Origin of the sequence: Acetobacter sp. KSO5 (genome assembly GCF_044094635.1) — a bacterium.
In the GTDB taxonomy this organism is placed as follows: domain Bacteria; phylum Pseudomonadota; class Alphaproteobacteria; order Acetobacterales; family Acetobacteraceae; genus Acetobacter; species Acetobacter cerevisiae.
The window spans coordinates 501710-526683 of the sequence record NZ_CP172014.1 but is presented as its reverse complement, the minus strand read 5'-3'; the positions used below and the strand labels follow the sequence as shown (position 1 = coordinate 526683).

The following is a 24974-nucleotide window of genomic DNA, read 5'->3' as shown; positions in this document are numbered from 1 at the left end:
TGTGTTGTTTCTCTTTACGCGAAAACGCTCCGGGAAAGCGAAATATTTCCTTCTCTATAAAAAGAGAGCGCAAAAGCCGCCTTGCATCTTGGAGGGAGAGGCCGCGCCCTTTATAACTCCCGCCATGATTATCATTACCGGTGGCGCCGGTTTCATTGGCTCATGCCTTCAGGCTTCCCTCGCCCGCCGCGGGGAGGAAACCGTGGTGGTGGACTGGCTGGGTTCTGACCTGAAATGGCGGAATCTGGCAGCCCATGCCCCCTCTCGCGTTGTGGCACCAGAAGAGCTTGAGGCTTTTCTGGCCACAAACCCGAAGGTGGACGCCGTGTTCCACATGGGTGCGATCAGTGAGACCACCGCACGGGACGCCGACCTTGTGTGGCGGACCAATGTGGCGCTCACACAGATGTTGTGGGACTGGTGCGCGCGCACGGACACACGCTTTATCTATGCGTCCTCCGCCGCCACCTATGGCGCTGCCGACAAGCCGGAGCTGTTCTCTGATGATCCGGCAAAGCTCGACCACCTGACACCGCTCAACCTGTATGGCTGGTCCAAACACACTTTTGACCAGCATGTGATGGCCGGGCTGAAGACGCACGCCCCGCAGCCCCCGCAGTGGGCCGGGCTCAAGTTCTTCAACGTCTACGGCCCGAATGAATACCACAAGGGCAAGATGATCTCTGTGGTGAAGGTGAAGTATGACGAGGTGAAAGCCGGCAACCCCGCGCGCCTCTTCCGCTCCGACCGCCCGGACATTGCCGACGGCCAGCAGATGCGTGACTTCATCTGGGTAGGGGACGTGGTGGATGTCATGCTGTGGCTGTATGACACCCCCTCCGTCTCCGGCCTGTTCAACTGCGGCAGCGGCATTGCCCGGTCCTATCTGGATCTGGCCCATGCCGTGTGTGACGCTGCCGGGTGCGAACGTCGCGTAGACTTTATCGACATGCCGGAAAGTCTGCGCGGGCAGTATCAGTCCTACACGCAGGCAGACCTTACCCGCTTGCGGTGGGCAGGCTATACGGCCGGGTTTACACCACTTGAAATCGGTATCCGTCAGTACGTGCAAGGCTACCTTGCCACGGGTAACCCATATCTCTGATCCCCTCTGTCCGGACATCCTGACGCATGCTGCCAGTTCTTCTCTTTCCGCAATTTGACCCGGTGCTGGTGCATCTGGGACCACTGACGATCCGGTGGTATGCGCTGTCCTACATTATCGGCATTGTGCTGGGGATTTCCCTGCTGCGCAGGCTGGTGCGCCTCACCCCGCGCGCCGCCACGACCGATCAGGCCGATGACTTTCTGGGCTGGGTCACGCTCGGCGTCCTGCTGGGCGGTCGGCTGGGTTATGTGCTGTTTTATCAGCCGGGCTATTACCTGACGCATCCGCTCTCCATTCTACAGGTCTGGAAGGGCGGCATGTCTTTCCACGGCGGGGCACTGGGCGTGATTATCGCCATGGCGCTGTTTGCCTGGCGCTACAAAATCAGCTTTCTGGCGTTTGCAGACCGCGTGACTGTGGCCGTGCCGGTGGGGCTGGGACTTGGGCGCATTGCTAACTTCATCAACGGGGAACTGTGGGGGCGGGAAGCACCGGCCAGCCTGCCCTGGGCGATGATCTTCCCCGATGCCGGGCCGATCCCGCGCCATCCGTCCGAACTGTATGAAGCGCTGACGGAAGGGCTGCTGCTGTTCCTTGTCATGTTCATGGCCTCCCGCAAACAGAGCGTGCGAGAACGCCCCGGTTTTCTGGCCGGACTGTTTCTGGCGGGCTATGCCTGCGCGCGCAGCTTTTGCGAGTTTTTCCGGGAGCCTGATGCGTTTCTGGGCTTCCTGCCTGGAGGGGTCACTATGGGTCAGGTTTTGTGTGTGCCTATGCTTGCGGCCGGTGTGGCGCTGATGCTGCACGCCCGCCGCAGCCCGGTTTATGCCGGTCTGCCTGACCCCGTCCCGGACACCACTCAGGGCCCCAAGGCCTGACGAGGCGCAGCGCCATGTCCGCGCATTCTCCTGCTCCCGACGGGCTGCCGCCACAACGGCCTGCGTCGGAACATGAGCCGCAGCCAGAACGGCTGGATGCCTTCATGGCGCGGGCCAATGCGCGGTATTACGCCACGCATCCCCTTCTGACTGACTTTATTACGGCCCCCGAAATCTCGCAGGTTTTTGGCGAGCTTCTGGGCGCATGGGCCGCCACGGTCTGGGTCAGCATGGGTCGCCCGGAGCGGGTTGTGCTGGCAGAAGCCGGACCGGGGCGCGGCACGCTGATGGCCGACAAGCTCCGCCTGATTACCGCCCGTGTGCCTGCTTTTGCGCAGGCGCTTGAGGTGCATCTGGTGGAAACTTCACCGCTGATGCAGCAGGCGCAGGCGAAAGCCCTCGCGCCTTTTGTGGCCCGCGTTCCAAACCTTTCCCCCACCTGGCACACCACGCTGGATAGCCTGCCGGACGGGCCGCTGATTCTGGTGGCCAATGAGTTTCTGGACGCGCTACCCATCCGGCAGTTTCTGCACACAGCCGAAGGCTGGCAGGAGCATTACGTGCAAAACGGCGCGTTCTGCTGTGTGCCCTGCCCCGCACCCACCCTGCCGGATGGCCGGACGCTGGACCCGGATTATGTGGTGGAACTGTGTGAACCCGCTTTGGACATTGCCCGCCTGCTCGGGCAGCGTTTTGCCCGCACGCCCGGTGCCGCGCTGTTTCTGGATTACGGCCATAATTCCAGCAGGACCGGAGACTCTCTGCAAGCCCTGAGCCATGCCCGCCCGGCCAAACCGCTGGAAGCCGCAGGCGAGGCTGACCTGACAGCCCATGTGGATTTTACCGCCTTTGCCGCTGCGGCTCGGCAGGCTGGTGCGGCGATCTGGGGGGCTGTCACACAAGGGACGTTTTTACGTGCTTTAGGGCTGATGGAACGTACAGAACAACTCGCCGCCCACGCCAGCCCGCAGGATGCGGCTGACCTGCGCAGCGGCGCACACAGACTGGCCGCACCGGAAAAGATGGGGCATCTTTTCCGGGTTATGGCCCTCACCTCTCCCTCGCTCCCCATGCCCCCCGGCTTTATGAAAGGACCGGCTGAATGACATCCGGCCAGACCGCTCCCACACGCCCATCCCCCTTGACCAGCCCGCTGCTGGCCCCGGCCCGGCATGGCTTTTTTACGCGGGAAGGCGGCGTGTCCACCGGCCCGTATGCCAGCCTGAACTGCTCCACCCGCGCAGGGGATGACCAGGCCAATCTGGCCGAAAACCGCCGTCGCGTGGCCGAATGCCTGAATGTGGCACCAGAGAAGCTGCTGGGTGTGACACAAATCCACTGCCCGCGTGTGATTACGGTGGAAACACCCTGGGCACCGGGAGAAGGCGAACAGGCCGACGCTATGGTGACGCGCCTGCCGGATGTGGCACTGGGCGTGATTACGGCGGATTGCGCGCCGGTTCTGTTTACCTCAAAGGACGGGCAGACCGTGGGGGCGGCTCATGCAGGCTGGCGCGGGGCGCTGGCCGGGGTACTGGAAGCCACGCTGGAGGCCATGCAGGCACTGGGCGTAAAACCCACCGATGTGCGCGCCGTGGTTGGACCCTGCATTGCGCAGGAAAGCTATGAAACCGGTGAGGACATGCACGCCGCCATCACCTCGGCCGACCCACAGGCCGCCCGCTTTTTTACCCCCGGCAAACCCGGCCATTATCAGTTTGATCTGGCTGGCTGGTGCGTCTTCCGGCTGGAACGGGCAGGCATTGGGCAGGTCGCCGCCCTTGGTATGGATACACTGGCGGATGAAAAACGGTTTTTCAGCCACCGGCGGCGCACGCTGGCCGGGGGCGGCCCCATTGGCCACCAGATTTCAGTGATTGCGACAGGAGTGCAGACCAGATGAGCGGTTTCTTCCGCCACACAGCCCTTCCTCTTTCGGGCGTGATCCTGCTGAGCGGCTGTATTGATATGCCACACCCCTTTGCCAACCCCGGCAAGGAAGCCACGCGGCTGGCGGCCAATGCGCCTCCGTCCCGGCTGGATATCCCGGTCCCGACGGATAGCCAGCTTTCTCCCGATGCCGCCAAACTGTGGACCAAGGATGTGGCAGCCGAGCTGCTGCAACAGACCATTCCGGCCATGGCTCAGCCCGTGCGCCCCGGTGACTGGTGGCTGAAGATGCGGGCCGACGTTCGCGGTGACCAGATTGTGCCTGTCTATATGGTCATGACGCCGAAGAACGAAATTCGCGCAACCCAGGAAGGTGAGCCGCTTCAGGCCCAGCTCTGGGCGGCAGCGGACCCGGCCACACTCAGCCTTGCCGCACAGGATGCCGCCCCCAAGGTGGCGTCCGTGCTGACGGGTATTCAGGCCGATGATATGGAAAAAGACCCGCACAGCCTGAAGCACCGTGCAGCCCGTGTGTATTTCAAAGGGGTGCAGGGTGCGCCGGGCGATGGCGATATCTCGCTCAGCCGCGCCTTTGCCGCGTCCTTCCGCAATACGGCGGACACGCTCCAGAATGCGGCGGAAAACGCGGATTTCTCCGTGGCCACCACCGTCAAGCTGAGCCCCGGCCCGGCTGGCACCACGGGCCACCCGCAGCAGCATATTGAAATTGTCTGGCGCGTTGCGGACAAGAACGGCAAGGAAGCCGGGGCCGCCACGCAGCTCCATGATATTGAAGCCCACTCACTGGACGGCTACTGGGGCGACATCGCAGTCGTTGCCGCACAGGAAGCCGCAGGTGCTGTCCGCCAGATTATCGACCGCTATTCCGGGCGTGATAACGCGCCGCTGCCGCCGCCGGCTGGTGGGAAAGACCCGCAGAAAAACAAGAAAAGTTAAAAAGCAGGGCTTATTTTAGGTCAGGCGGGACAAGTGGGGGGGCACAATGGACGTCACAGAACAGGCCGGTGTGGCGGTGGTCATACCGTCATACCGTGTGCGGACATTTATTCTGGACGTTATCAGCCGTATTGGCCCGGAAGTTTCCGCCATTTATGTGGTGGATGACTGCTGCCCGGAAGAAAGCGGTCGGTATGTAACCGCCACCTGCCAGGACCCCCGCGTACGCGTTATACAGCACGCCACCAATCAGGGCGTTGGGGGCGCTGTTCTGACCGGCTATCAGGCTGCCATGGCCGATAATATGGAGATCATGATCAAAATTGACGGCGATGGTCAGATGGACCCGGCGCTGATCCCCACCTTTATTGCCCCCATCCTTGCGGGCTACGCTGATTACACAAAAGGCAATCGCTTCTTTAATCCGGAAGACGTGGCCAGCATGCCGAAAATCCGTTTGCTGGGAAATGCAGGCCTGTCTTTTCTGACGAAATTCTCATCCGGATACTGGAGCATTTTTGACCCGACAAACGGCTATACCGCCATCCACAAAGATGTTGCGGCGTTACTGCCCTTCGACAAGTTGAGCCGCCGCTACTTTTTTGAAACCGATATGCTGTTCCGGCTGAATACCGTACGCGCCATTGTCAGAGATATTCCGATGCGCGCCCATTACGGAGATGAAGTCAGCGGGTTAAATATCAAGAAAGTGTTCTTTGAATTTTTCTCGAAAAATATTGAAAATTTCTTCAAAAGAATTTTTTACAATTACTATCTGCGCGATATGTCGGTCTCTTCTTTTGAATTGCCAGCCGGCATTTTGCTGATCCTTTATGGATGTATTTACGGAGGGCTGCATTGGTTTTACAGCCTCCAGCGTGGCACTTACGCGTCTGCCGGCACCGTCATGCTGGCCGCTTTGCCCATTATTCTGGGAATCCAGTTCCTGCTGGCCTTCCTATCCTATGATATCCAGTCCGAACCCGGCCGAAATGGTGCAAGAAGCCTTCGTTGCCTGACACAACGCCCTTACTCCGGAAAAATGCCATGACAGACATCTTTTTTGCCATCCTTTGCGTCATTGGCATCTCCATTGGTCAGATCCTCTTCAAGATCAGCGCGAATGGCTTCAATAAGGCCGGAAGCTTCATGGACCCGGGCGCCCTGAGCGTCCTGCTGGTCGCCCTCATCCTGTATGGCATTACAACAATAGGCTGGGTCTGGCTGTTGCAGCGCTCAGAACTGGGCCGGGTTTATCCTTTCATGGCACTGGCTTTTGCCATTGTCCCGTTCCTCAGCCACTTTTTCCTGCATGAAAATTTCAGCTGGCACTATGCCGCTGGGGTCTTTTTGATTGTCGCTGGCATTCTTGTGTCTCTGGGCCAGAAATTATGACCATTCTTCGCTCATTTCATCGGCTCTCTCCAAAATTTTTAGTTATTTTTTCAGCTCTTTTCATAAGTTTTTTCTGTTTTCTTGAAACAGGCCTTGTCCCTCCCCTTCAGTCACCAGATGAGCGCGACCATCTCAAACGCGCTTACTGGCTCGCACAGGGAGAATTTTTTCTAAAAACCCCGCCCGGTCAGGCCTCAGGCGGGTTCGTCGATTCAGGGCTGGAAAGTTACATCGACTATCTTTCCAAATATGAGGGGCATCCTGAAAAAAAAATCGCGCAGAATGACCTGATGACGGCAAGCCAGTTTCAATGGACCTCCCGGAAAGTCTTCACCGTCGCGCCGGGAACCGGGTATTATTTCCCGGTTATTTATACACCGCAGGCCATCGGACTTCTGGCCGGCGAGCTAATGCACTTGTCCATTGACCGGTCCTACAGGCTGGCCCGCCTGCTTGCCGCAGTCTCCGCTGGCCTTATTACTATTATCGCTTTTGCAATTTACCCGCCCAATGCTCTGGTTCTGGCCCTTCTGGCCATCCCCATGACGCTGTTCCAGTCTGGCGCTGCCAGTCTGGATGGCATGGCTACGGCGGTTTTGTTACTGGCTCTTTCTACGTTCTGCCAGATCACACGCCTTAGGGAACAGGCACCCCCTGCTCTGCTGGCTGTTTTCACTATTTCTGTGGCACTGGTCTCTACATGCAGACTTCATGCCCTGCCTATACTTCTTCTGCCCTTCATAGTCTGGCTTTATACCCGGAAAAAGACTGTCCTCTGGCAAGCTGTGGCGTGCTCTGCCTTTTCAATTGGATGGACAATGCTGGCCATGAAGATGACGGTCAGCTCTCCGTCTCAGGGCTCTTTTGCCTCTGGAAAACTCCTCGGCATTCTTCTGCACCCGTTCCATTTTGCCCATCTGCTTTTCAACACCGTGACAGATCCCGATAAGCAGAGTTTCTATATTTACTCTTTTCTTGGCATTCTGGGCTGGCTGGATACTCTGTTTCCGGCGCGTTTTTATTTTACGGAGAGCCTGCTTCTGGTGGCCACAGCCCTGCTTGCCATATCCTGGAAAAACCAGCGTGACACATGGCAAATATCAGGCATTCTGGCTGGCATGGGGCTTACCTCCTTCCTGCTGATTTTTACCGCTTTATATCTCGCCTGGACCCCCATAAGTGCCTCAGAAATTGACGGCATTCAGGGACGATATTTTCTCATTCCGGCTCTGTTTTTAGCTTATGCTTTAGGGGAAATGAAAATAACGCCACGGTCCCTCTGCGCATTTTCCCTGTTTCTTGTCGTCTTTCTTTTCTCTGTTCACGCCATGATCCCCGTTCTTTTGACGCGCTATTATATCGGGCTCTAAAGTCTAAAATGCTTAGGTAATTTTATACTTTCCCAGAACAAACAGAAAGACTGAGGCCCGTTCCTGCGTCCGACGCAGATCGGGAGCAGGCCCCGTCAGGAAGACCTGACGGGCTTAAAACAGCCTCTAAAAATCCCTCAGGACCCAGAGGAGTCCGGAGAAACCAGCACACATCCGCTCAGGCGGCGGCAGGCAGCTACGGCGTCTGTGTGTGAGAGGTTGGTCAGGCGGGCGCGGTAGAGGCGGCCTTTTTTGACCTGCACGGCAGCAACCTGTGCCTTCGCACCAGACAGCGTGGCCTGATTACGGGCCTGCCCTGTAGCCTGCTGCGCCATGGAGGCCGTGTTGAACGCCCCCACCTGAATGGCCCAGTTCCGTGGCTCCTGCGCGCGGGCTTTCTTGCTCAGCAGCGGAGCGGGCTCTGCCATGGCCGGAGAGACCAGATGGAAGGAGCGGCTACGGCTCGGTGTAGCGGCAGGTGTGACAGCGGCAATACGCAGCACGTGGGGCTGAGCCGGAGCAACCGTTGCCGGGGTTGCCGCAGCCTGCGCCTCGTCCCCGGCATCCTCCACCGGTTCAGACGCATCAACCGCCTGCGCCACCTGCACCGGCGCTTCCGATGCGCCGCTGCTCGCTGTGCCAGAACTTGCAAGACGCTGTGCCCAGACGGAACTGACATCATTGCGCGTAGAAGACGGCGTCGTGGCGCGAGAGACCGGATGCCAGTCCGCACCGTAGGACGGGGCATCAGTCGTGCTGCTGTCTGTTGCGGCTTCTGCCACCTGCACAGGCTGGCTATCCGTCGGCAGGCCAGACTGCCTGCGCTGCCATGCCGTGCGGACGGAGCTTGTTGCCGTGTTGGACTGCACCGGCTGATACGCCAGAGCCATGCTGTCATGACTGGCCACCAGCATATCCGCCTGAGAGCGGTTCACCGGCCAGATACCCACAATCCGGCGGCCAATAGAAGCCACATAGTTCCGGGTTTCACGCGGCAGGGTACGATTGCGCGTCAGGAAGTCCTCAAGCCGTCCGGGGCCAGCATTATACGCTGCCAGAAAGCCGGGGGAGCCATACACATCGTACATCTGGCGGATGTAGGCCGTGCCCGCCATGATGTTGTCATGCGGGTCAAACGCATCATCACCCAGATTATAAGCGTAGCGCAGAGCATCATACGTGGGCGGCATCAGCTGCATCAGGCCCATCGCACCGGGCGCTGAGGTGACAAACTGGCCATTGTGATACAGGCGACCACCGGATTCCTGCTGCATGACGGCACGAACCCATTCTTCCGGCACGTCAAACTTTTTGGAAGCTTCCTGAATATACGGTCCCCACGGATCTTCCGGCGGGCCGGGCGGGGCGTAGTAAGACCGGGCGTGGGCGCGATACTGCTCAGCTTCTTCCGCTACCGGAATGGACGGAGACCCCGTACCGGGCTGCCCGGCACAGGCAGCCAGCAGCGCCAGCAGACCAAGAAGAGGGGACGTCCGCACAGCACGACGCAGCACCTTGCGCCGCTGCGGGGCAAGGGTCTGATAAAAACGGAAGGGGGGTCGTCTGGATGTCATGGATTATATCCGCCCTGCCCACGCGAGGAGACACCACCGGCCAGCGGGGGATTCTCCTGAGAGTATATGGAAAGAATCTTCTCTAAGTCTCTATAACGCCAGCCTGTCTCATGCAACAGATCATCCCGGCTTCCGCCGCACTTCCGCCCGACTTTTCCGCCAGAATATGCGTCTTGCAGGATGGCCCGGGAGTTGCGGGCCGCTGCGTGATCGGATAGGCGAGAGGGCATGATGGTCAGTTCCGGTTCCACCGAACATACAGGCTTTACAGCCCCTGCCCCGCCCGTTGCGGCTGGCCCGAACGGGTCCGGCCCGCTGGAGTCCGCACCGCGCGCACGTTCACGCGTGGTGATGGCCTGCAAGGATATTGCGGATGGCTTCCGGCTGTGGCGTCTGGCGGCGACGCTGGGCTGGCTGGATATCCGGCTGCAATTCAGCGGGTCCACACTGGGGCCGTTCTGGCTGACGCTGACAACGGCAATCATGATCGGCTCCATGGGGTTGATCTATTCCCAGCTGTTTCATCTTGTTCTGAAAGATTACCTGCCTTACCTCTCAATTTCGATAATTCTATGGCAGACGGGCCTGTCCGCCCTGATTCTTGAGAGCTGTTCGACCTTTACCCGCGCCACGGAAACCCTGCGCTCGGTCAACATGCCCTACACGGTGCAGGCCCTGCGAACCATGATGCGCTGCGGCATTGTTTTCAGTTACAATCTGGTTGTGCCGGTCGTTGTCTTCCTGATTTTTGGCATCTCCCCCGGAGCCGATGTCGTGCTGGCCCTGCCCGCGCTGCTGTTGTGGCTGGTGGATAGTGTGGCGCTGTGCCTGCTGCTGGGCTGTGCCTGTGCGCGCTTCCGCGATATTCCGCCCATTGTGGGCAGTATCATGCAGATCATCTTCTACATCACGCCCATTATCTGGGAACCCAAGCAGGTCGCCGGGCACGCGTGGCTGCTCTATTTCAACCCCTTCTATTCCCTGCTGGAAATTGTGCGCCGGCCGTTCCTCGGGCAGATCCCCTCCGCGATGTCCTGGCTGATTTCCGGTGGCATTAGCGTGGTGTTCTGCCTGCTCGCGCTGTTTGTGTTCTCCCGCTCCCGCAGCAAACTGGCGTTCTGGGTATGAGTGGCTCCGTTTTTGACGCCGGGCGGGTTGCCCCCGGCACGTCCTCCATCAGCATCCGGGATCTGTCACTCGACTTCCCGATTTTTCATGGGGGCGCGCGCTCCCTCAAGAAGCTATTGTTCAAGCGCGGCAAGGCGGCTCTCACCAATTCCCGCAGCCTGCGCACCGGTGGCGAAGTGCGGATGGACCGGCCTGATGGCGGCCCGGTTTATGTGCAGGCGCTGGATGATGTCTCTGTAGAGATCCGGGCCGGGGAACGGGTTGGGCTGATTGGCCATAATGGTGCCGGCAAATCTACCCTGCTGCGGGTGATGGCGGGCATCTACATGCCGGATGCTCCCAACGTGCATATTCGCGGGCAGGTTGCGGCCCTGCTGGATGTCAATTCCGGCATGAACCCGGAACTGACAGGGCGTGAAAACATCACTCTGATGGGCCGCCACAAAGGGCTAAGCACGGCGCAGATCCGCCAGCTTGAGCAGGATGTGGAGGAGTTCGCGCAGCTTGATACCTTCCTTGACCTGCCTGTGCGGCTCTATTCTTCCGGCATGATCGTGCGTCTGGGCTTTGGGCTGGCCACCGCCATTACCCCGCAGATTTTGCTGATGGATGAATGGTTCATGGCGGGAGATTTCCACTTCCGGGAGCGCGCGGAAAAGCGCCTGTCTTCCGTGGTGAACAATACGGATATTCTGGTCATTACCTCCCACGCGCTGGATGTGCTGGAAGAATGGTGCACCCGGCTGATCTGGATGGAAGGCGGGCAGATCCGCCTGGATGGCCCAACCGCCGAGGTGATGGCCGCCTACCGTGTGGACATGCAGGTGCCAGACGACAAAGCCTGAACAAACAGGAACATGCCGTGCTTTTACTCAAGCCTTTTCTGATTTATCTGGCCGCAGGCTTTGCGGAAATTGCCGGATGCTTTGCCGTCTGGCTATGGCTGAAGGAAGGTCGCTCGGCATGGCTGCTGGTGCCCGGCCTTGTCAGCCTGATTGTCTTCGCCCTTCTGCTCACCCGTATTGAGTCGGACTCTGCGGGGCGGGCTTATGCGGCCTATGGCGGGATTTACATCACCGCATCGCTCATCTGGATGCGCGTGGTGGAAGGGCGCACCCCGGATAAATGGGAATTGCTGGGCGCGCTGATCTGTCTGGGCGGGGCATCCATGATCCTGCTGGCACCCCGAGGCACCTGAGCCGTTAGCCCCCCTGCCCGCCCTCGTGAGCGCCGGCAGGGGGAAACCGGCTTTACATGCTGATGACGTAAAACAGCGTCGCGGCAATCGCGATGGTGATGGGCAGGGTGAATATCCATGCCAGTGCGATTTTGGTCAGCATCTTCGGGTTAATGCCGCTGCCAGAGCCGAGCATGGTCCCGGCAATACCCGCCGTGATGATGTGCGTGGTTGAGACCGGCAGGCCGGTATAGCCCGCAGTGGCAATCAGGCCCGCGCCGACCAGTTCGGCGGACGCTCCCTGTGCGGGAGTAAGATGTGTATTGCCAATCTTCTCGCCCAGCGTATGCACAATCCGCTTATAGCCAATCATCGTGCCAAGACCGAGACACAGAGCGCTCAGCAGACGCACCCACCAGGGGGCGTATTCCACGGTCGGGCGCAGAACGGCGCTGATGTCTTTGGCATTTTTCTTGTCCGCGTCAGACGCCTGCGTGCTGGAAGACACAGACTTCAGGCCAGCCAGAACCTCATAAATATCTGCGCGCAACTGAGAGGCGACAACGTTGCCGGGGTCAGTCGTCTGCAGGCGCGCGACGGACGCCAGCGCTTCTTCCCGCAGGCCGTCATGGTCATACTGTTGCAGCAGCGGAGCAGCGATAACCGCCTGCGGGGCAATCTGCGGGATGTGGGAACCAGCGTTCGGGCTGAGTGCGAACGTGGCGGGCAGGATGCCGATAATGGTCAGCATGATCAGGCCGATGCTCTTCTGACCATCATTGCTACCGTGAGAGAAGCTGACACCCGTGCAGGTGAGGATCAGCAGGCCGCGCACCCAGCCATGCGGGGGCTTTTCACCCTGCGGCGGCTGATAGAGTTCCGGGTCCTTCACCACATGCTTCAGGATGAAATACAGGCCGCCCGCGCCGACCAGACCGAGGATGGGGGAAACGGCCAGTGCACGCAGCACTTTCCAGATCTGGGACCAGTCCACACTGTTGCCCAGCCCGCGTGTGTGCAGGAACGCATCCCCAATGGCCACGCCAATCAGCGCGCCAATCACGCAGTGGGAACTGGAGTTGGGGATCCCGAACCACCAGGTCACCAGGTTCCACGCCAGCGCCGTGCCGAACAGCGAGATCAGCATCGGGATGGCCGGGTCTCCATTCGGAGGAGACAGCACGTCTGCCGGTAGCAGTTCCACCAGCCCGTAGGCCACGCTGATACCGCCCGCCAGCACGCCGATGAAGTTCATCAGGCCGGACCAGATGACGGCCACGCGCGGCTTGAGGGAGTGGGTGTAGATGACCGTGGCCACGGCGTTGGCCGTGTCATGAAAACCGTTAACAAATTCAAAAACGCAGACCAGCAGAAAGCAGGTGGTCAGCGCCAGAATGGAAAGCACCGAATACGGAGCAAAATGAAGCATGGGAACCAGTACCTGTGTTGCACTGCTTCGCATTAAGACCAGTTTTTTAGTTTTTTCACTGCCTCAACAGCGAAATTCATAAAACCTTAACTGATCCTGTTTTGTGTTTTTCTTGCCGCCAACTGGGACTGATCTGCTTTGCGAATAGGCCGAGAGCAATGCCGATCCAAAACTTTCCAAGCGTTCTTCAGGAGTTAGGTAAACCGGCGGGACTCAAAGTGTCCGGCTTAGCTTAAAGCAGACGGGTAAACTTCAGCAGAAGCCAGGTCCCAAACATGATGGCAAAGCACAGGCCGCCCGCTTCCACCGTGCCCCATGAGCCATCCGTGAGGAACATGCCGCCGGTATTCATGCCGAAAAAGCCGGTGACGAACGTGGCCGGCAGCATCAACGTCGTGCCGACGGAGACGATATACAGACGGTGGTTGGTTTCTTCCGCCTGATTGGACGTCAGTTCGTCCTGCAAGGAACGCGCACGGTCCTGCAAGGCCAGAAGGTCATCCAGTGCGGCGTGAACCTGTCGGTGGGACCGGTCGCGCAGGTCATCCTCTGCCCATTCCGGCAGTTCCATCTCTTCATCTTTAAAAATACGGTCCACCGGGGCCAGCACGCGGCGCAGTTCCGTGGAGCGGCGGCGCACAAGGCCAAGCAGACCGCTCATGCGTCCCAGATCTGTATCCCGATCCAGCATCAGCAGAACATCTTCCGCGCGGTCCAGCTGGTCATCCAGCCGGGCAAAGTCCCGCCGCAGGGTATCGGCAAATTCCAGCAGCGCACGATCCACCAGATTAGCGGGGGAACGCGGCACCAGACCGCGCCGCAGCTCATGAAACACCACGCCAAGCGCGGGAATCGGGTGGCGGCGGGTGGTGATCAGCAAGTCCGGCTCAAGCGCGAACCGCCATGTGCTGACGTTCCGGTCATCATCCGTGGTGGTGTCATCAAAGGCAGGGAGTGCGCCAAACACCGTCTCATCTTCACTATCCAGACGGATACTGCGCTCAAGATTGGTGAGCACCTGCCGCACTTCTTCCGGCAGCGAGGGAATGCTTTCAATCTGCGTGCGGGAGAGGGTGTGGACAATATCAAAGTGGAACCACGCCCACCCGTCCGTATTGGCCAGTTCCGGCGGGAACGCGCCGGTGAGCAGGCGCTGGGTTACAACGTCCCGCTCAAGCTCCACCGGCTCATGCCCCGGGCGGCAGAAAATGGCCCAGATCAGGCCATCACGCAGCAGTGTGCCGCCTTCCGAGATTGACTCAGGTAAAGTGGAGGAGGCTTTTCCGGCCATCGCTGAACTCCCTGTTTCCCGAAAGGGCGATCGTTGCCTGTCCCGTAAGGAAGCGCACTGTCCACGACCGGTCGCCGCAAACTGGTCCGGTTCATATCACAGCAGGCTTACGGGACCAAGGCTCCCTTAGTTTTGCAGGTTTTAACCTCAGCGCGGGCGCACGGGGCGGGCCGGACGACGGGCATCCCCGCCTGCACGGGCACCGGCTGCGGCAGGCTTGCGGGCCGGTTTGAGCGCCGGAGCAGCCTTAATTTCCGCTTCCAGCTGGGCAATCCGCTTCCGCACGCTTTCCTTGAGCGCCGGAGAGGTGTGGGACTTCATGGTGGCCAGCGTTTCCTTCAGGTCCCGCAGCTGTTTCTGCTTTTCCGGCAGGCTGCGGCGGATGGGCTGGTTGTCTGACATTTGACCATGAAAGGCACGCATGGGTTCACTCCCTTGATTATTGTAACCGCCCTTCAGCAGCCACAGGCTGCCAGAGCACACAGACACACGCCCGCCTCCGGACAAGGCCGGACAGGCGGGGGAAACACCGTTTTTTTATGTAGAGTACGCACAAATACTGGTCTGGCAGGCTCAAGACCTGCCCGAACGCCGTATTCAGCGGTTGCGGAGGAGAATCTCCCGCAGGGCAGAAAGCAGCATCTCGCACTGCTGGTCTGTTCCAACCGTGATCCGCAGCCACGAGGATGTGCGCACACCGCGCAGATGCCGGACGATAATGGCGCGCTCCCGCAGGTCCGCCGCCAGTTCCGCAGCATCGCGGTCAGCATGGTGAACATAGACAAAATTAGCCTGTGAAGGCAAGACCTTGAAGCCCAGTTCGGCCAGCTTTGCGGACAGCATTTTGCGGGTAGTGATCACCTTTTCCACGCTGTTCAGAAACCAGCCTTCATCTTCCACCGCAGCGGTGGCCCCGGCCTGCGCAATGCGGTCCAGCGGGTAGGAATTGAAGCTGTCCTTCACGCGGGTCAGGCCTTCAATCAGTTCCGGCTGGGCAAAGGCAAAGCCTACCCGCGCCCCGGCCAGCGCGCGGGATTTGGAGAAGGTCTGCACCACCAGCAGGTTCGGATAATCCTTCACCAGTGCCACGGCACTTTCCGCGCCAAAATCGACATAGGCTTCATCGACCAGCACCACGCGGTCCGGGTGCATCTCCAGCAGGCGACGGACCGCGTTCAGATCCAGCGCGATGCCGGTTGGGGCATTGGGGTTGGCCAGCACCACGCCGCTGCATGGGCCGGCATAATCGGCCACATCAACGCCCATCTCCGCATTCAGCGGCACAAGGCGATACGGCAGGTCATACAGGCCGCAATAGACCTTGTAGAAACTGTAGGTGACATCCGCGAACAGGATCGGCTCGCCATGCGCGAAGAAGGCCTGAAAGGCGTGGGCCAGCACTTCATCCGAACCATTGCCGACAAACACGTTCTCCGCCTTCAGCCCCACGCGCTCAGCCAGAACGGTGCGCAGGCGCGTGGCTTCCGGGTCCGGATACAGACGCATGCTGTCATCCGCGGCGGCCTTCATGGCGTCCAGCGCGCGGGGAGACGGCCCGTAGGGGGATTCGTTGGTGTTCAGCTTGATCAGGTCGGCCATTTTGGGCTGCTCGCCCGGCACATACGGCGTCAGGCGGTGAACAAGAGGACTCCAGAAACGGCTCATGGCTGAAAACATCCGCAAAAAGAAAAGGCAGCCCCCTAATGGACTGCCTTCACCCCTAAACGATGCGTTTCCGCCTGAAAAGCCTGAGAAACGTTAGGCCTGCCCGGCGTTCTGCTCTTTGATCAGCGCAGCGAGGGCGGCATTGCCCTGCCGCTGGGCCAGATCCAGCGCGTTCAGACCCTCGCCGTCACGGTGGGTCGGGCTGGCTCCGGCTTTCAGCAGCAACTTCGCCATCTCATCGCGCCCGAACATGACGGCAAACATCAGCGGGGTGCGGCCAACAGCGTTGGGCACATCGACCTTTGTCCCCGCATCCAGCAGCAGGCGGGCGATGGGCAGAAAGCCCTTGAACGCCACCCCGGCCAGCGCCGTAGCCCCTTTTTCATCCTGCAGATCCGGCTTGGCCCCACGTGCCAGCAGCGTGCTGACAGCGTCAACATGGCCGTTATAGGAGGCCAGAATCAGCGGCGTGTAGCCTTTTTCCGCCCGCAGGTTGGGGTCCATCCCCGCATCCAGAAAGCTGGAAAGCAGATCAGCCTCCCCTTCCCGCGCCGCGTTGATGAACAGGGCTTCCACCTGCTCCTGCGTAAAGTCACCAAAGAGCCCAGGTCCGGCGCCCGGGGTCTGCGTGCCCTGAGAACGCGGGTCCTGAGAAGAAACCTGTGTCATGCTCGACCTCCGGAAAAATTCTTATCGACTCAAATACAGCGTCAGCCACCGGCCCGACGGACCGGGTGACGCTATGGACTGCTGCCCTCTATACTGCAAACGCCCCAGCCTGTGCAGCGTTTCCTGCCCATGGCGGGGCTGACCTGCCGGACGTGGAGGGCACGCCATCCCGGCACCCGAAGCCCGCACATGGGAAAAACTGCCTCTTTCCGTTGCCTCACGCGCAAGTGATAGCGGCTGTAAAGCAAGGCCTTGTGATCATCCTCCTGCAAAAAAGGGGAGAAAAACCCGGTCTGCTGCCTGTTCTTCTGAACGGAGAAAAGCCTGTTTTGCGCTGCGCGACAATCTCAAAAATGAGATTCACCCCTGCCTCCACGCAGCCTCCACCCACCATGCTGCGTTGCCTGTTCAGTCAGCTACCATCCGGCCCGCAGAGAAGAGGCAGAGTCTCGCACCTGCTCTCTTGCCCAATAACGCCGGACCGTGTGATTGTGCACAACCCTGATCTCCTGCCGGGCTGCTCCGGTGCGTGGTCTCACCGGGCCAAAACAAAAAACGTCCACTCTGAAGGATAGGTTAGCATGCGTGCCTCTTTTCCCACCCCTCTTCGCGCACCGAACGGTTTGGAAGCCGGGGGGACGGCCAACCTCGATAACCTGTGCATTAACACCATCCGCACGCTCTCCATGGATGGGGTTCAGAAAGCCAATTCAGGCCACCCCGGCACAGCCATGGCGCTGGCGCCTGTTGCCTATACCCTGTGGCAGGACGTTCTGAACTACGACCCGGCAGACCCGCTCTGGCCCAACCGGGACCGCTTTGTACTGTCCATCGGCCATGCCTCCATGCTGCTCTATTCGCTGATCTACCTTGCCGGGGTCCGGCAGGTGAAGAACGGTAAGGTGACCAATGAGCCGTCCCTGACCATTGCCGACCTTGAGCAGTTCCGTCAGCTCGATTCCAAAACCCCCGGCCACCCGGAATACGGCCACACCACCGGCGTTGAGACGACCACCGGCCCGCTCGGGCAGGGCTGTGGCAACTCCGTCGGTATGGCGATGGCGGAAAAATGGCTGGCCGCGCGCTTTAACAAGCCGGGCTTTGAGTTGTTCAACCACCATGTCTACACGCTGTGTGGCGATGGCGACATGATGGAAGGCATCTCCAGCGAGGCCGCCTCCACCGCAGGCCACCTCAAGCTGGGCAATCTGGTGTGGATGTATGATGCCAACCGCATCTCCATTGAAGGCTCCACCGACCTTGCGCTGACAGAAGATGTCGCCGCCCGCTTTGCCGCCTATGGCTGGCAGGTGCTGGTGCTGAAGGACGCGAACGACACCGCCGCCCTGAAGGACCTTCTGGCGCAGGCCAAAGCCGAGACCGAACGCCCCACCTTTATTCTGGTCCATTCCGTGATTGCATGGGGTGCGCCGCATAAAGCCGGCACTGCCGCAGCCCACGGTGAACCGCTGGGTGTGGAAGAAATCCGCGAGACCAAGAAAGCCTATGGCTGGCCGGAAGACCAGAGCTTCTATGTGCCGGACGGCGTGCAGGCCCACATGCAGGATGGCATGGGCACACGGGGCGCCAAAGCCCGCGCCGCATGGGAAAAGCTGTTTAACGACTATCACACGGCTCACCCGGAACTGGCGGCTGAACTGGACGCCATTCTGGGCGGCAAACTGCCGGAAGGCTGGGATGCGCAGATCCCGGTTTATGACGCCAGTGAAAAAGGCATTGCCTCCCGCGCCAGCTCTGGTGAAGTGCTGAATGCCGTTGCTGGCCGCCTGCCCTGGCTTCTGGGGGGCTCGGCTGACCTCGCACCGTCCACCAAAACCAATCTGAAAGGCGAGCAGAGCTTCCAGCCTGCCGCATGGAATGGCTCCTACGGTGGCCGCAACGTCCATTTTGGTGTGCGTGAGCATGCCATGGGCGCGATTGTGAACGGCATGGCGCTGTATGGCCTGCGCCCCTTCTGCGCCGGGTTCCTGATCTTCTCCGATTATATGAAGGCCCCGATCCGGCTTTCTGCCCTGATGCACCAGCCGGTGACCTACATCTTCACGCATGATTCCATCGGCGTGGGGGAAGATGGGCCGACGCATCAGCCTATCGAACAGCTGGTGCAACTGCGCGCCACGCCGGGCATGACCATTTTCCGCCCCGGTGATGCGAACGAAGTGGCCGAAGTCTGGCGCTACCTGATTGCCAAGCAGGATGGCCCGGTGGCACTGGCCCTCAGCCGCCAGAACCTGCCCACGCTGGACCGCACCCGCTTTGCCCCGGCCTCTGGCGTGGCGAAAGGTGGCTACATTCTGGCCGACAGCAAGGAAACACCGAAGGTCATTCTGATTGCTTCCGGCAGTGAGCTTTCTCTGGCTGTCTCCGCGTATGAAGCGCTGACCAAAGACGGCATTCCGGCCCGTGTGGTCTCCCTGCCGAGCTGGGAAGTGTTTGAATCCCAGCCACAATCTTACCGTGATACGGTGCTACCGCCTTCCGTCACGGGCCGCGTGACGATTGAAGCCGGCTCCCCCATCGGCTGGGACCGCTATGCGGGCCCGACGGGTGAAATTATCGCCATGCGCGGCTTTGGGGCGTCTGCTCCGGCTGGTCAGCTGGCGAAGAAATTCGGCTTTACGCCGGAAGCAGTGCTGGAAGCAGCCCGCCGCCAGGTGGGCTGAGGCCGCAGCTTCATACGATAGTAGATGCTTCTATGCCGCCCGGTTCAGTCTGAAAGGCCGGGCGGTGTGCAGAAAGGATGCCAAGCATGACTGCCTCTTCTTCTAAAGGTGCCAACCCGCTGCGGGGCCTTGCCTCGGTCCAGCAGTCTCCGTGGCTTGACTTCATCCGCCGCTCCTTTGTTGAAGACGGCTCTCTGGCACGCCTTGTGCAGGACGACGATATTCGTGGTGTGACCTCCAACCCGGCCATTTTCCAGAAGGCGATGGGGGAAGGCACGGAATATGACGCGCAGATCCGCGACGTTCTGGCGCATGACAATGTCTCCCCCGGCACGCTGTATGAAAAGCTGGCTGTGCGGGACATCAAGACCGCAGCCCATGTTCTGGCTCCGGTGTATGAGGCGACCCACAAGAAAGACGGGTTTGTCAGTCTTGAAGTCTCCCCCTATCTGGCACGGGACGAAAAAGGCACAGCGCATGAAGCCCAGCGCCTGTGGGCTGATGTGGCTGAACCCAACCTGATGATCAAAATTCCGGCCACGCCGGAAAGCATCCCGGCCATCCGGGAAACCATTGCTGCGGGCATCAACGTCAACGTCACGCTGATTTTCGCGCTCTCTGCTTACAAGGCCGTGGTGGATGCGTGGCTGCTGGGGCTTGAAGACCTGCAGAAAAAGGGCGGGGACCTGTCCAAAGTCGCGTCCGTCGCCTCCTTCTTCGTCAGCCGCATTGACGGCAAGATTGATGCCGAAATTGATCGCCGCGTGAAAGCCGGTGACAAAGACGCAGACGCCCTGAAAGCCCTGCGCGGCAAGGTCGCCATTGCCAATGCCAAGGTGGCCTATGGCTACTGGCAGGAAATCATGCAGACCCCGCGCTGGAAGGCGCTGGAAGCCGCCGGTGCCCAGCCGCAGCGCCTGCTGTGGGCCTCCACCGGGACCAAGGACAAAGCCTATAGCGACGTGCTGTATGTGGACAGCCTGATTGGCCCGCATACCGTCAACACCGTGCCGCCCGCCACCATGGATGCCTTCCGTGACCACGGCACCGTGTCCGAAACGCTGATGGCTGGCCTTGATGACGCCCGCCACGTGATGAGTGAAGCCGAACGGCTGAAGCTGGATCTGGACGGCGTGACCGCCACGCTGGTGGATGAAGGCGTGACCTCCTTTGAGGAAGCCTTTGACAGCCTGCTCGGCTCCGTTGCCGCCAAACAGCAGGCCATGCTGGGTGACAAGCTGACCGACATGAAGACCGCCCTCCCCGCCCCGCTGGAAGAGGCGGTGCAGAAAGGGCTGACGGCATGGCGCAAAGACGGCACCATCCGCAAACTGTGGAACAAGGACGCCTCTGTCTGGACCAATGGCCCGGAAAGCAAATGGCTGAACTGGCTCAACATTGTTGAAGACCGTCTGGCCCACCTGTCCGAGCTGGAAAACTTTCAGGCAGAAGTGAAAGCCCGCAATTTCCAGCAGGTTCTGCTGATGGGCATGGGCGGCTCCAGCCTTGGGCCGGAAGTGCTGGCCATGACCTTTGGCAAGCATGAAGGCTTTGGCCACCTGTATGTGCTGGACAGCACGGACCCGCAGCAGGTTGCCACGTTTGAAAAGAAGATCGACCCGGCGAACACGCTGTTCATCGTCGCCTCCAAATCCGGTGGCACGCTTGAGCCGAACATCATGCTCGCCTACTTCCATGACCTTGCCAAACGCGCACTGGGTGAGAAGGCTGGCTCCCACTTTGTGGCCATTACCGACCCCGGCTCCAGGCTGGAAGCCCTGGCCAAAAAAGACGGCTTCTGGAAGATTTTTGCAGGCGATCCGCAGATTGGTGGCCGCTATTCCGTGCTGTCCAACTTCGGCATGGTGCCCGCCGCTGCCGCCGGCCTGCCGCTGAAGCTGTTTCTGGAAGACGCCCTGCGCGGCGTGCGGATGAGCGATGCCAGCGTGCCGCCGGCCCAGAACCCCGGTGTGCTGCTGGGTACCATCATGGGTGTGGCCGCAACGCAGTTCGGGCGGGACAAGCTGAGCATTATCGCCACCCCGCAGATTGCCGACTTCGGCGCATGGATGGAGCAGCTGATTGCGGAATCCACCGGCAAGCACGGCAAGGGCATCATCCCCATTGATGATGAAACACTGGGCGGACCAAAACGCTACGGCACCGACCGCCTGTTTGTTTACCTGCGTCTGGTGCCTGAACACCGGCATGAGCAGGATGAAGCCATTGCCACGCTGATTGACGCGGGGCAGCCGGTTATCACCATCAATCTGCACAGCAAGCGCCAGATTGCGCAGGAATTCTTCCGCTGGGAGATTGCAACGGCTGTGGCCGGGGCGTTCCTGGGGATTGACCCGTTTGATCAGCCGGACGTGGAAGCCAGCAAGGTGGAAACCCGCAAGCTGACTGACGCCTATAACGAAACCGGCAAACTGCCCGCCGAGCAGCCGTTTGCGCAGCACGGGTCATTCTCCTTCTTTGCGGACCCGGCCAATGCCAAAGCCCTGAAAGGGGACAGCGCGGAAGCCATTCTGAAAGCCCATTTCGACCGCGTAAAAGCGGGCGATTATGTGGGGCTGCTGGCCTATATCGAGCGTGACCGCGCCACGATGGAATGGATCCAGCACACCCGGCTGAAAATCCGTGATGCCAAGACCATTGCCACAGCCGCAGAATTTGGCCCGCGCTTCCTGCACTCCACGGGGCAGGCCTACAAAGGCGGACCCAACACGGGCGTGTTCCTGCAGATTACTGCGGATGACGCGAAGGATCTGCCGGTGCCGGGTGCCAACTACAGCTTTGGCGTGGTGAAAGCCGCTCAGGCCCGTGGCGACTTTGATGTTCTGGCCGAACGGGGCCGCCGTGCGCTGCGTGTGCACATCCACGGTTCCCTGAAAGACGGTCTGGCCGCTCTGGCCACTGCGCTGCACGGCGCCCTGTAAGATACGATTAAGACACGATAAGGAAAAACTGAGTATGCAGATCGGCATCGTCGGGCTTGGCAGAATGGGCGGCAATATTGCCGTCCGCCTCACACGGCATGGACATGACGTGGTGGTCTATGACCGTGACCCCGCAGCTGTTGAAAAAGTGGTGGCCCGTGCGGAAGCCGGTCGTGCCGTTGGTGCCAGCAGCCTGACGGATGTGATGGAGAAACTGGCAGGCCCAAAGCGCATTGTCTGGTCCATGCTCCCGGCTGGTGAGATTACGGAAGAAACCGTGATGTCACTGGGCGGCCTGATGCAGCGCGGCGATATTGTGATTGATGGTGGCAACACCTACTACAAGGACGATATCCGCCGCGCCAAAACGCTGGCTGAAAAAGGCATTGATTATATTGATGTCGGCACCTCCGGCGGCGTGTGGGGCCTGGAGCGCGGCTACTGCATGATGTACGGCGGCGCGAAGGAAGCCGCTGAGCATATCGACCCCATTCTGTCCGCTCTTGCCCCCGGCATTGGCGATATTCCGCGCACCCCCGGCCGTGACCGTGAGGGCGTGGACCCCCGTGCCGAGCAGGGCTACCTGTATTGCGGCCCGGCAGGGTCCGGCCATTTTGTTAAAATGGTCCATAACGGCATTGAATACGGCATGATGCAGGCCTTTGCTGAAGGCTTTGACGTGATGTACCGCAAAGACTCCCCGCTCCTGCCGGAAGATGAACGCTTCTCGCTCAACATGGCGGATATTGCGGAAGTCTGGCGGCGTGGCAGCGTGGTGTCCTCCTGGCTGCTGGATCTGACAGCGCAGGCGCTGACCAAGAATGAATCCCTCTCCGAATTCTCCGGGGAAGTGAATGATTCCGGGGAAGGCCGCTGGACGATTGAAGCCGCGATTGAAGAAGCTGTGCCCGTGCCGGTGATGACGGCAGCGCTCTTCACCCGCTTCCGCTCCCGCTCTGGCAACACGTTCTCGGAAAAAGTGCTGTCTGCCATGCGGTATGGCTTTGGTGGACACGTTGAAACAAAAGACTAAACTGCTCTTTTAGTCCGCGTTACAGCACAGGGAGCGCAAACGCAGCATGACGGTTACCGATAACGCCCTTCACGCCGCTCTTGCGCCCCCGGCGTCTCGCATCAAGCTGGTGGTGTCCGATATGGACGGCACCTTGCTCACCCCGGAAAAGCAGGTCACGCACCACACGCTGGCCGCCGTGCAGGCGCTGAAGGACGCGGGCATTCCGCTCTGCCTCGTCAGCAGCCGTCCGCCCGGCGGGATTGAGATGTATTTTGATGTGCTCGGCCTGCACACGCCTTATGGCGCGTTGAATGGCGGCACGATCTTTAATGCCGATCGCACTGTGCGCTCCCAGCTGGCACTGGACCCGGTGGCCGTGCAGGATACGCTGGATATGCTGAAAGTGCATAATCTGGATGCCTGGCTGTTCCGTGGGCATGAATGGCTGGTGGATAACCCCACCGGCGCGTACGTAGAGCCGGAACGCAAGGCGGTGCGCATGGAGCCACAAATTGTCTCCAGCTTTGCCGGTTCTACCACCGGGATTGGCAAAATCACCGGCTCCTCTGCCGATTATGATGCCGTCGCCCGGCAGGAAGCCGAAATCGGCATGCTGCTGGAAGGCCGCGCCAGCGTCGCCCGCTCCAGCCAGTGGTTCCTTGATATTACTCCGCAGGATGCCAACAAGGGCAACGCCCTCCGCCATCTGGCAGAGTTCTACGGAATTGATCCCTCAGAAGTGGCCTGCATTGGCGATATGGACAACGATGTGCCGATGTTCAAAGTCGCAGGCCTTGCCATCGCCATGGGGCAGGCCTCCGATGGCGTCGCAGCGCAGGCGCATTTTGTGACAGCCGCCAACACGGATGAGGGCTGGTCCAAGGCCATTGAATCCATCGTGCTGCCCCGTGCAGTCTCTCTGAACGATCACCCCGCCAGCGCGCCTGCCGCATCCCACGGCACGCCTGCCGGAGCCTGACCCATGCCCCGCCCGCCGCATGACATCCGGCTGGTGCTGGCTGATGTGGATGGCACACTGGTCACGCGGGAGAAAATTCTCACCCCGCGAGCCATCCGGGCCGTGCAGGCCTTGCAGGAGCGGGATATTCTGTTTGCCATTACGTCCGGCAGGCCACCCCGTGGCATGGCCATGCTCATTGAGCCGCTGGGGCTGACAACCCCGCTGGCCGGATTTAACGGCGGCATGATGGTGCAGCCGGATATGCAGCTTATCAGCGCCCTGCGGCTGCCTCGTGCGGTGGCGGAAAAAACCCTCACCCTGTTGAAAGAGCATGGGGTGCCCGCCTGGGTTTACACCTCGCAGGACTGGCTGGTGCCGGATGCCTCCGCCCCGCATGTTGCGCGAGAGCAGTGGACGGTCAAATTCCCGCCGCGTGTCACCCGTTCTTATGACGACGTACTGGATGACGTCATCAAGATTACCGGCGTGAGTGATAACGCAGAGCTGATGCGCCGCGTGGCCGACACGCTGGCGCAGGAGCTGGGGGCTTCGGCCTCCGCCGCCCTGTCTCAACCCTATTATGTTGACATCACCCACCCGGATGCCAACAAAGGCGGCGTTGTCCACACACTGGAACGCCTGCTGAAAATACCCGCCACTGCCATGCTCACCGTTGGGGATCAGCCAAATGATGTGCTGATGTTCCGCGCCAGTGGCACCTCCATTGCCATGGGGCAGGCGACAGAAAGCGTGCAAACCAGCGCCACATGGACAACTGCGTCTTCTGAAGAGGACGGGTTTGCCAAAGGCATTGAACGGTTTGTGCTCGGAGAGGACTGAT

The 24974-nt window shown here is 60.2% G+C and carries 22 protein-coding genes; 16 read left to right on the top strand and 6 right to left on the bottom strand.

Translation table 11 applies throughout. The features are described from left to right. Positions 1-124: 124 nt before the first annotated feature. The 8 genes from rfaD (at position 125) to ACHQGU_RS02300 (ending at position 7598) form a co-directional block, all read left to right on the top strand. On the top strand, positions 125-1105 hold the full coding sequence (gene rfaD / locus ACHQGU_RS02335) for an ADP-glyceromanno-heptose 6-epimerase (RefSeq protein WP_395495734.1): 981 nt from the start codon (positions 125-127) through the stop codon (positions 1103-1105). A 26-nt stretch (positions 1106-1131) separates the two neighbouring features. Next, positions 1132-1986: a prolipoprotein diacylglyceryl transferase gene (gene lgt, locus ACHQGU_RS02330; protein ID WP_062250166.1), complete on the top strand. Its 855-nt coding sequence runs from the start codon at positions 1132-1134 to the stop codon at positions 1984-1986. 104 nt (positions 1987-2090) lie between these two features. Then, the gene (locus ACHQGU_RS02325; RefSeq protein ID WP_395496362.1) at positions 2091-3092 is read left to right on the top strand and encodes a class I SAM-dependent methyltransferase; all 1002 of its coding nucleotides are present in this window, start codon (positions 2091-2093) and stop codon (positions 3090-3092) included. Next, positions 3089-3889: a peptidoglycan editing factor PgeF gene (pgeF, locus tag ACHQGU_RS02320; RefSeq protein ID WP_395495733.1), complete on the top strand. Its 801-nt coding sequence runs from the start codon at positions 3089-3091 to the stop codon at positions 3887-3889. The genes ACHQGU_RS02325 and pgeF overlap by 4 nt, the downstream gene beginning before the upstream one ends. After that, the gene (locus ACHQGU_RS02315) at positions 3886-4833 is read left to right on the top strand and encodes a hypothetical protein (RefSeq protein WP_395495732.1); all 948 of its coding nucleotides are present in this window, start codon (positions 3886-3888) and stop codon (positions 4831-4833) included. The genes pgeF and ACHQGU_RS02315 overlap by 4 nt, the downstream gene beginning before the upstream one ends. A 46-nt stretch (positions 4834-4879) precedes the next feature. After that, positions 4880-5884 (top strand): glycosyltransferase family 2 protein, encoded by a 1005-nt coding sequence (locus ACHQGU_RS02310; RefSeq protein ID WP_395495731.1) that lies wholly within the window; start codon positions 4880-4882, stop codon positions 5882-5884. Continuing rightward, a complete protein-coding gene (locus ACHQGU_RS02305) occupies positions 5881-6228 on the top strand; it encodes an EamA family transporter (protein ID WP_062142171.1) in 348 nt (115 codons plus the stop codon). Before ACHQGU_RS02310 ends, ACHQGU_RS02305 begins: the two co-directional genes overlap by 4 nt. After that, complete coding sequence (locus ACHQGU_RS02300) at positions 6225-7598, top strand: DUF2142 domain-containing protein (protein WP_395495730.1); 1374 nt, start codon at positions 6225-6227, stop codon at positions 7596-7598. Before ACHQGU_RS02305 ends, ACHQGU_RS02300 begins: the two co-directional genes overlap by 4 nt. Positions 7599-7735: 137 nt before the next feature. Here ACHQGU_RS02300 and ACHQGU_RS02295 read toward each other — a convergent pair whose 3' ends face one another. Next, complete coding sequence (locus ACHQGU_RS02295) at positions 7736-9172, bottom strand: transglycosylase SLT domain-containing protein (RefSeq protein WP_395495729.1); 1437 nt, start codon at positions 9170-9172, stop codon at positions 7736-7738. Between the two features lie 228 nt (positions 9173-9400). On the opposite strand from ACHQGU_RS02295, the gene ACHQGU_RS02290 reads away from it, so the two are divergent. From ACHQGU_RS02290 to ACHQGU_RS02280, 3 genes are read left to right on the top strand one after another with little or no spacing between them, the layout of a single operon-like run. Continuing rightward, positions 9401-10300 (top strand): ABC transporter permease, encoded by a 900-nt coding sequence (locus tag ACHQGU_RS02290; RefSeq protein WP_252353899.1) that lies wholly within the window; start codon positions 9401-9403, stop codon positions 10298-10300. After that, the gene (locus ACHQGU_RS02285) at positions 10297-11145 is read left to right on the top strand and encodes an ABC transporter ATP-binding protein (RefSeq protein ID WP_062142175.1); all 849 of its coding nucleotides are present in this window, start codon (positions 10297-10299) and stop codon (positions 11143-11145) included. Before ACHQGU_RS02290 ends, ACHQGU_RS02285 begins: the two co-directional genes overlap by 4 nt. A 17-nt stretch (positions 11146-11162) precedes the next feature. Further along, entirely contained in the window at positions 11163-11498 is a 336-nt protein-coding gene (locus ACHQGU_RS02280) for a YnfA family protein (RefSeq protein ID WP_043549575.1), read from the top strand. Between the two features lie 52 nt (positions 11499-11550). On the opposite strand, the gene ACHQGU_RS02275 is transcribed toward ACHQGU_RS02280, so the two are convergent. From ACHQGU_RS02275 to ACHQGU_RS02255, 5 genes are all read right to left on the bottom strand, one after another. Continuing rightward, positions 11551-12906: an inorganic phosphate transporter gene (locus ACHQGU_RS02275; RefSeq protein ID WP_395495728.1), complete on the bottom strand. Its 1356-nt coding sequence runs from the start codon at positions 12904-12906 to the stop codon at positions 11551-11553. 232 nt (positions 12907-13138) lie between these two features. After that, on the bottom strand, positions 13139-14197 hold the full coding sequence (locus ACHQGU_RS02270) for a transporter (protein WP_062250179.1): 1059 nt from the start codon (positions 14195-14197) through the stop codon (positions 13139-13141). A gap of 147 nt (positions 14198-14344) precedes the next feature. Beyond that, positions 14345-14620 carry a hypothetical protein gene (locus tag ACHQGU_RS02265; RefSeq protein WP_062142194.1) on the bottom strand — a complete coding sequence of 92 codons (276 nt, stop codon included), beginning with the start codon at positions 14618-14620 and terminating at the stop codon, positions 14345-14347. Positions 14621-14794: 174 nt separating this feature from the next. Continuing rightward, complete coding sequence (hisC, locus tag ACHQGU_RS02260) at positions 14795-15862, bottom strand: histidinol-phosphate transaminase (protein ID WP_215754338.1); 1068 nt, start codon at positions 15860-15862, stop codon at positions 14795-14797. A 93-nt stretch (positions 15863-15955) separates the two neighbouring features. Continuing rightward, positions 15956-16531, bottom strand: a complete 576-nt coding sequence (locus tag ACHQGU_RS02255; RefSeq protein WP_395495727.1) for an ankyrin repeat domain-containing protein — start codon at positions 16529-16531, stop codon at positions 15956-15958. 581 nt (positions 16532-17112) lie between these two features. Between ACHQGU_RS02255 and tkt the strand changes: the two genes are divergently transcribed. The 5 genes from tkt (at position 17113) to ACHQGU_RS02230 (ending at position 24973) form a co-directional block, all read left to right on the top strand. Further along, a complete protein-coding gene (tkt, locus tag ACHQGU_RS02250) occupies positions 17113-19215 on the top strand; it encodes a transketolase (protein ID WP_395495726.1) in 2103 nt (700 codons plus the stop codon). A gap of 86 nt (positions 19216-19301) precedes the next feature. Beyond that, entirely contained in the window at positions 19302-22157 is a 2856-nt protein-coding gene (locus ACHQGU_RS02245) for a bifunctional transaldolase/phosoglucose isomerase (RefSeq protein WP_395495725.1), read from the top strand. A 34-nt stretch (positions 22158-22191) separates the two neighbouring features. After that, positions 22192-23190 (top strand): phosphogluconate dehydrogenase (NAD(+)-dependent, decarboxylating), encoded by a 999-nt coding sequence (gene gnd, locus ACHQGU_RS02240; RefSeq protein ID WP_395495724.1) that lies wholly within the window; start codon positions 22192-22194, stop codon positions 23188-23190. A 46-nt stretch (positions 23191-23236) separates the two neighbouring features. Then, positions 23237-24151, top strand: a complete 915-nt coding sequence (locus ACHQGU_RS02235; RefSeq protein WP_395495723.1) for an HAD family hydrolase — start codon at positions 23237-23239, stop codon at positions 24149-24151. A 3-nt stretch (positions 24152-24154) separates the two neighbouring features. After that, complete coding sequence (locus ACHQGU_RS02230) at positions 24155-24973, top strand: Cof-type HAD-IIB family hydrolase (protein WP_395495722.1); 819 nt, start codon at positions 24155-24157, stop codon at positions 24971-24973. Position 24974: the final 1 nt, after the last annotated feature.

Coding starts and splice junctions, on each gene's coding strand:
- ACHQGU_RS02300 (WP_395495730.1), top strand. CDS start 6,225: ATGACCATTCTTCGCTCATTTCATCGGCTCTCTCCAAAATTTTTAGTT.
- ACHQGU_RS02255 (WP_395495727.1), bottom strand. CDS start 16,531: ATGACACAGGTTTCTTCTCAGGACCCGCGTTCTCAGGGCACGCAGACC.
- ACHQGU_RS02270 (WP_062250179.1), bottom strand. CDS start 14,197: ATGGCCGGAAAAGCCTCCTCCACTTTACCTGAGTCAATCTCGGAAGGC.
- ACHQGU_RS02295 (WP_395495729.1), bottom strand. CDS start 9,172: ATGACATCCAGACGACCCCCCTTCCGTTTTTATCAGACCCTTGCCCCG.
- pgeF (WP_395495733.1), top strand. CDS start 3,089: ATGACATCCGGCCAGACCGCTCCCACACGCCCATCCCCCTTGACCAGC.
- hisC (WP_215754338.1), bottom strand. CDS start 15,862: ATGAGCCGTTTCTGGAGTCCTCTTGTTCACCGCCTGACGCCGTATGTG.
- ACHQGU_RS02290 (WP_252353899.1), top strand. CDS start 9,401: ATGATGGTCAGTTCCGGTTCCACCGAACATACAGGCTTTACAGCCCCT.
- ACHQGU_RS02230 (WP_395495722.1), top strand. CDS start 24,155: ATGCCCCGCCCGCCGCATGACATCCGGCTGGTGCTGGCTGATGTGGAT.
- ACHQGU_RS02325 (WP_395496362.1), top strand. CDS start 2,091: ATGGCGCGGGCCAATGCGCGGTATTACGCCACGCATCCCCTTCTGACT.
- lgt (WP_062250166.1), top strand. CDS start 1,132: ATGCTGCCAGTTCTTCTCTTTCCGCAATTTGACCCGGTGCTGGTGCAT.
- ACHQGU_RS02285 (WP_062142175.1), top strand. CDS start 10,297: ATGAGTGGCTCCGTTTTTGACGCCGGGCGGGTTGCCCCCGGCACGTCC.
- ACHQGU_RS02265 (WP_062142194.1), bottom strand. CDS start 14,620: ATGCGTGCCTTTCATGGTCAAATGTCAGACAACCAGCCCATCCGCCGC.
- gnd (WP_395495724.1), top strand. CDS start 22,192: ATGCAGATCGGCATCGTCGGGCTTGGCAGAATGGGCGGCAATATTGCC.
- ACHQGU_RS02305 (WP_062142171.1), top strand. CDS start 5,881: ATGACAGACATCTTTTTTGCCATCCTTTGCGTCATTGGCATCTCCATT.
- ACHQGU_RS02275 (WP_395495728.1), bottom strand. CDS start 12,906: ATGCTTCATTTTGCTCCGTATTCGGTGCTTTCCATTCTGGCGCTGACC.
- ACHQGU_RS02310 (WP_395495731.1), top strand. CDS start 4,880: ATGGACGTCACAGAACAGGCCGGTGTGGCGGTGGTCATACCGTCATAC.
- tkt (WP_395495726.1), top strand. CDS start 17,113: ATGCGTGCCTCTTTTCCCACCCCTCTTCGCGCACCGAACGGTTTGGAA.
- ACHQGU_RS02245 (WP_395495725.1), top strand. CDS start 19,302: ATGACTGCCTCTTCTTCTAAAGGTGCCAACCCGCTGCGGGGCCTTGCC.
- ACHQGU_RS02235 (WP_395495723.1), top strand. CDS start 23,237: ATGACGGTTACCGATAACGCCCTTCACGCCGCTCTTGCGCCCCCGGCG.
- rfaD (WP_395495734.1), top strand. CDS start 125: ATGATTATCATTACCGGTGGCGCCGGTTTCATTGGCTCATGCCTTCAG.
- ACHQGU_RS02315 (WP_395495732.1), top strand. CDS start 3,886: ATGAGCGGTTTCTTCCGCCACACAGCCCTTCCTCTTTCGGGCGTGATC.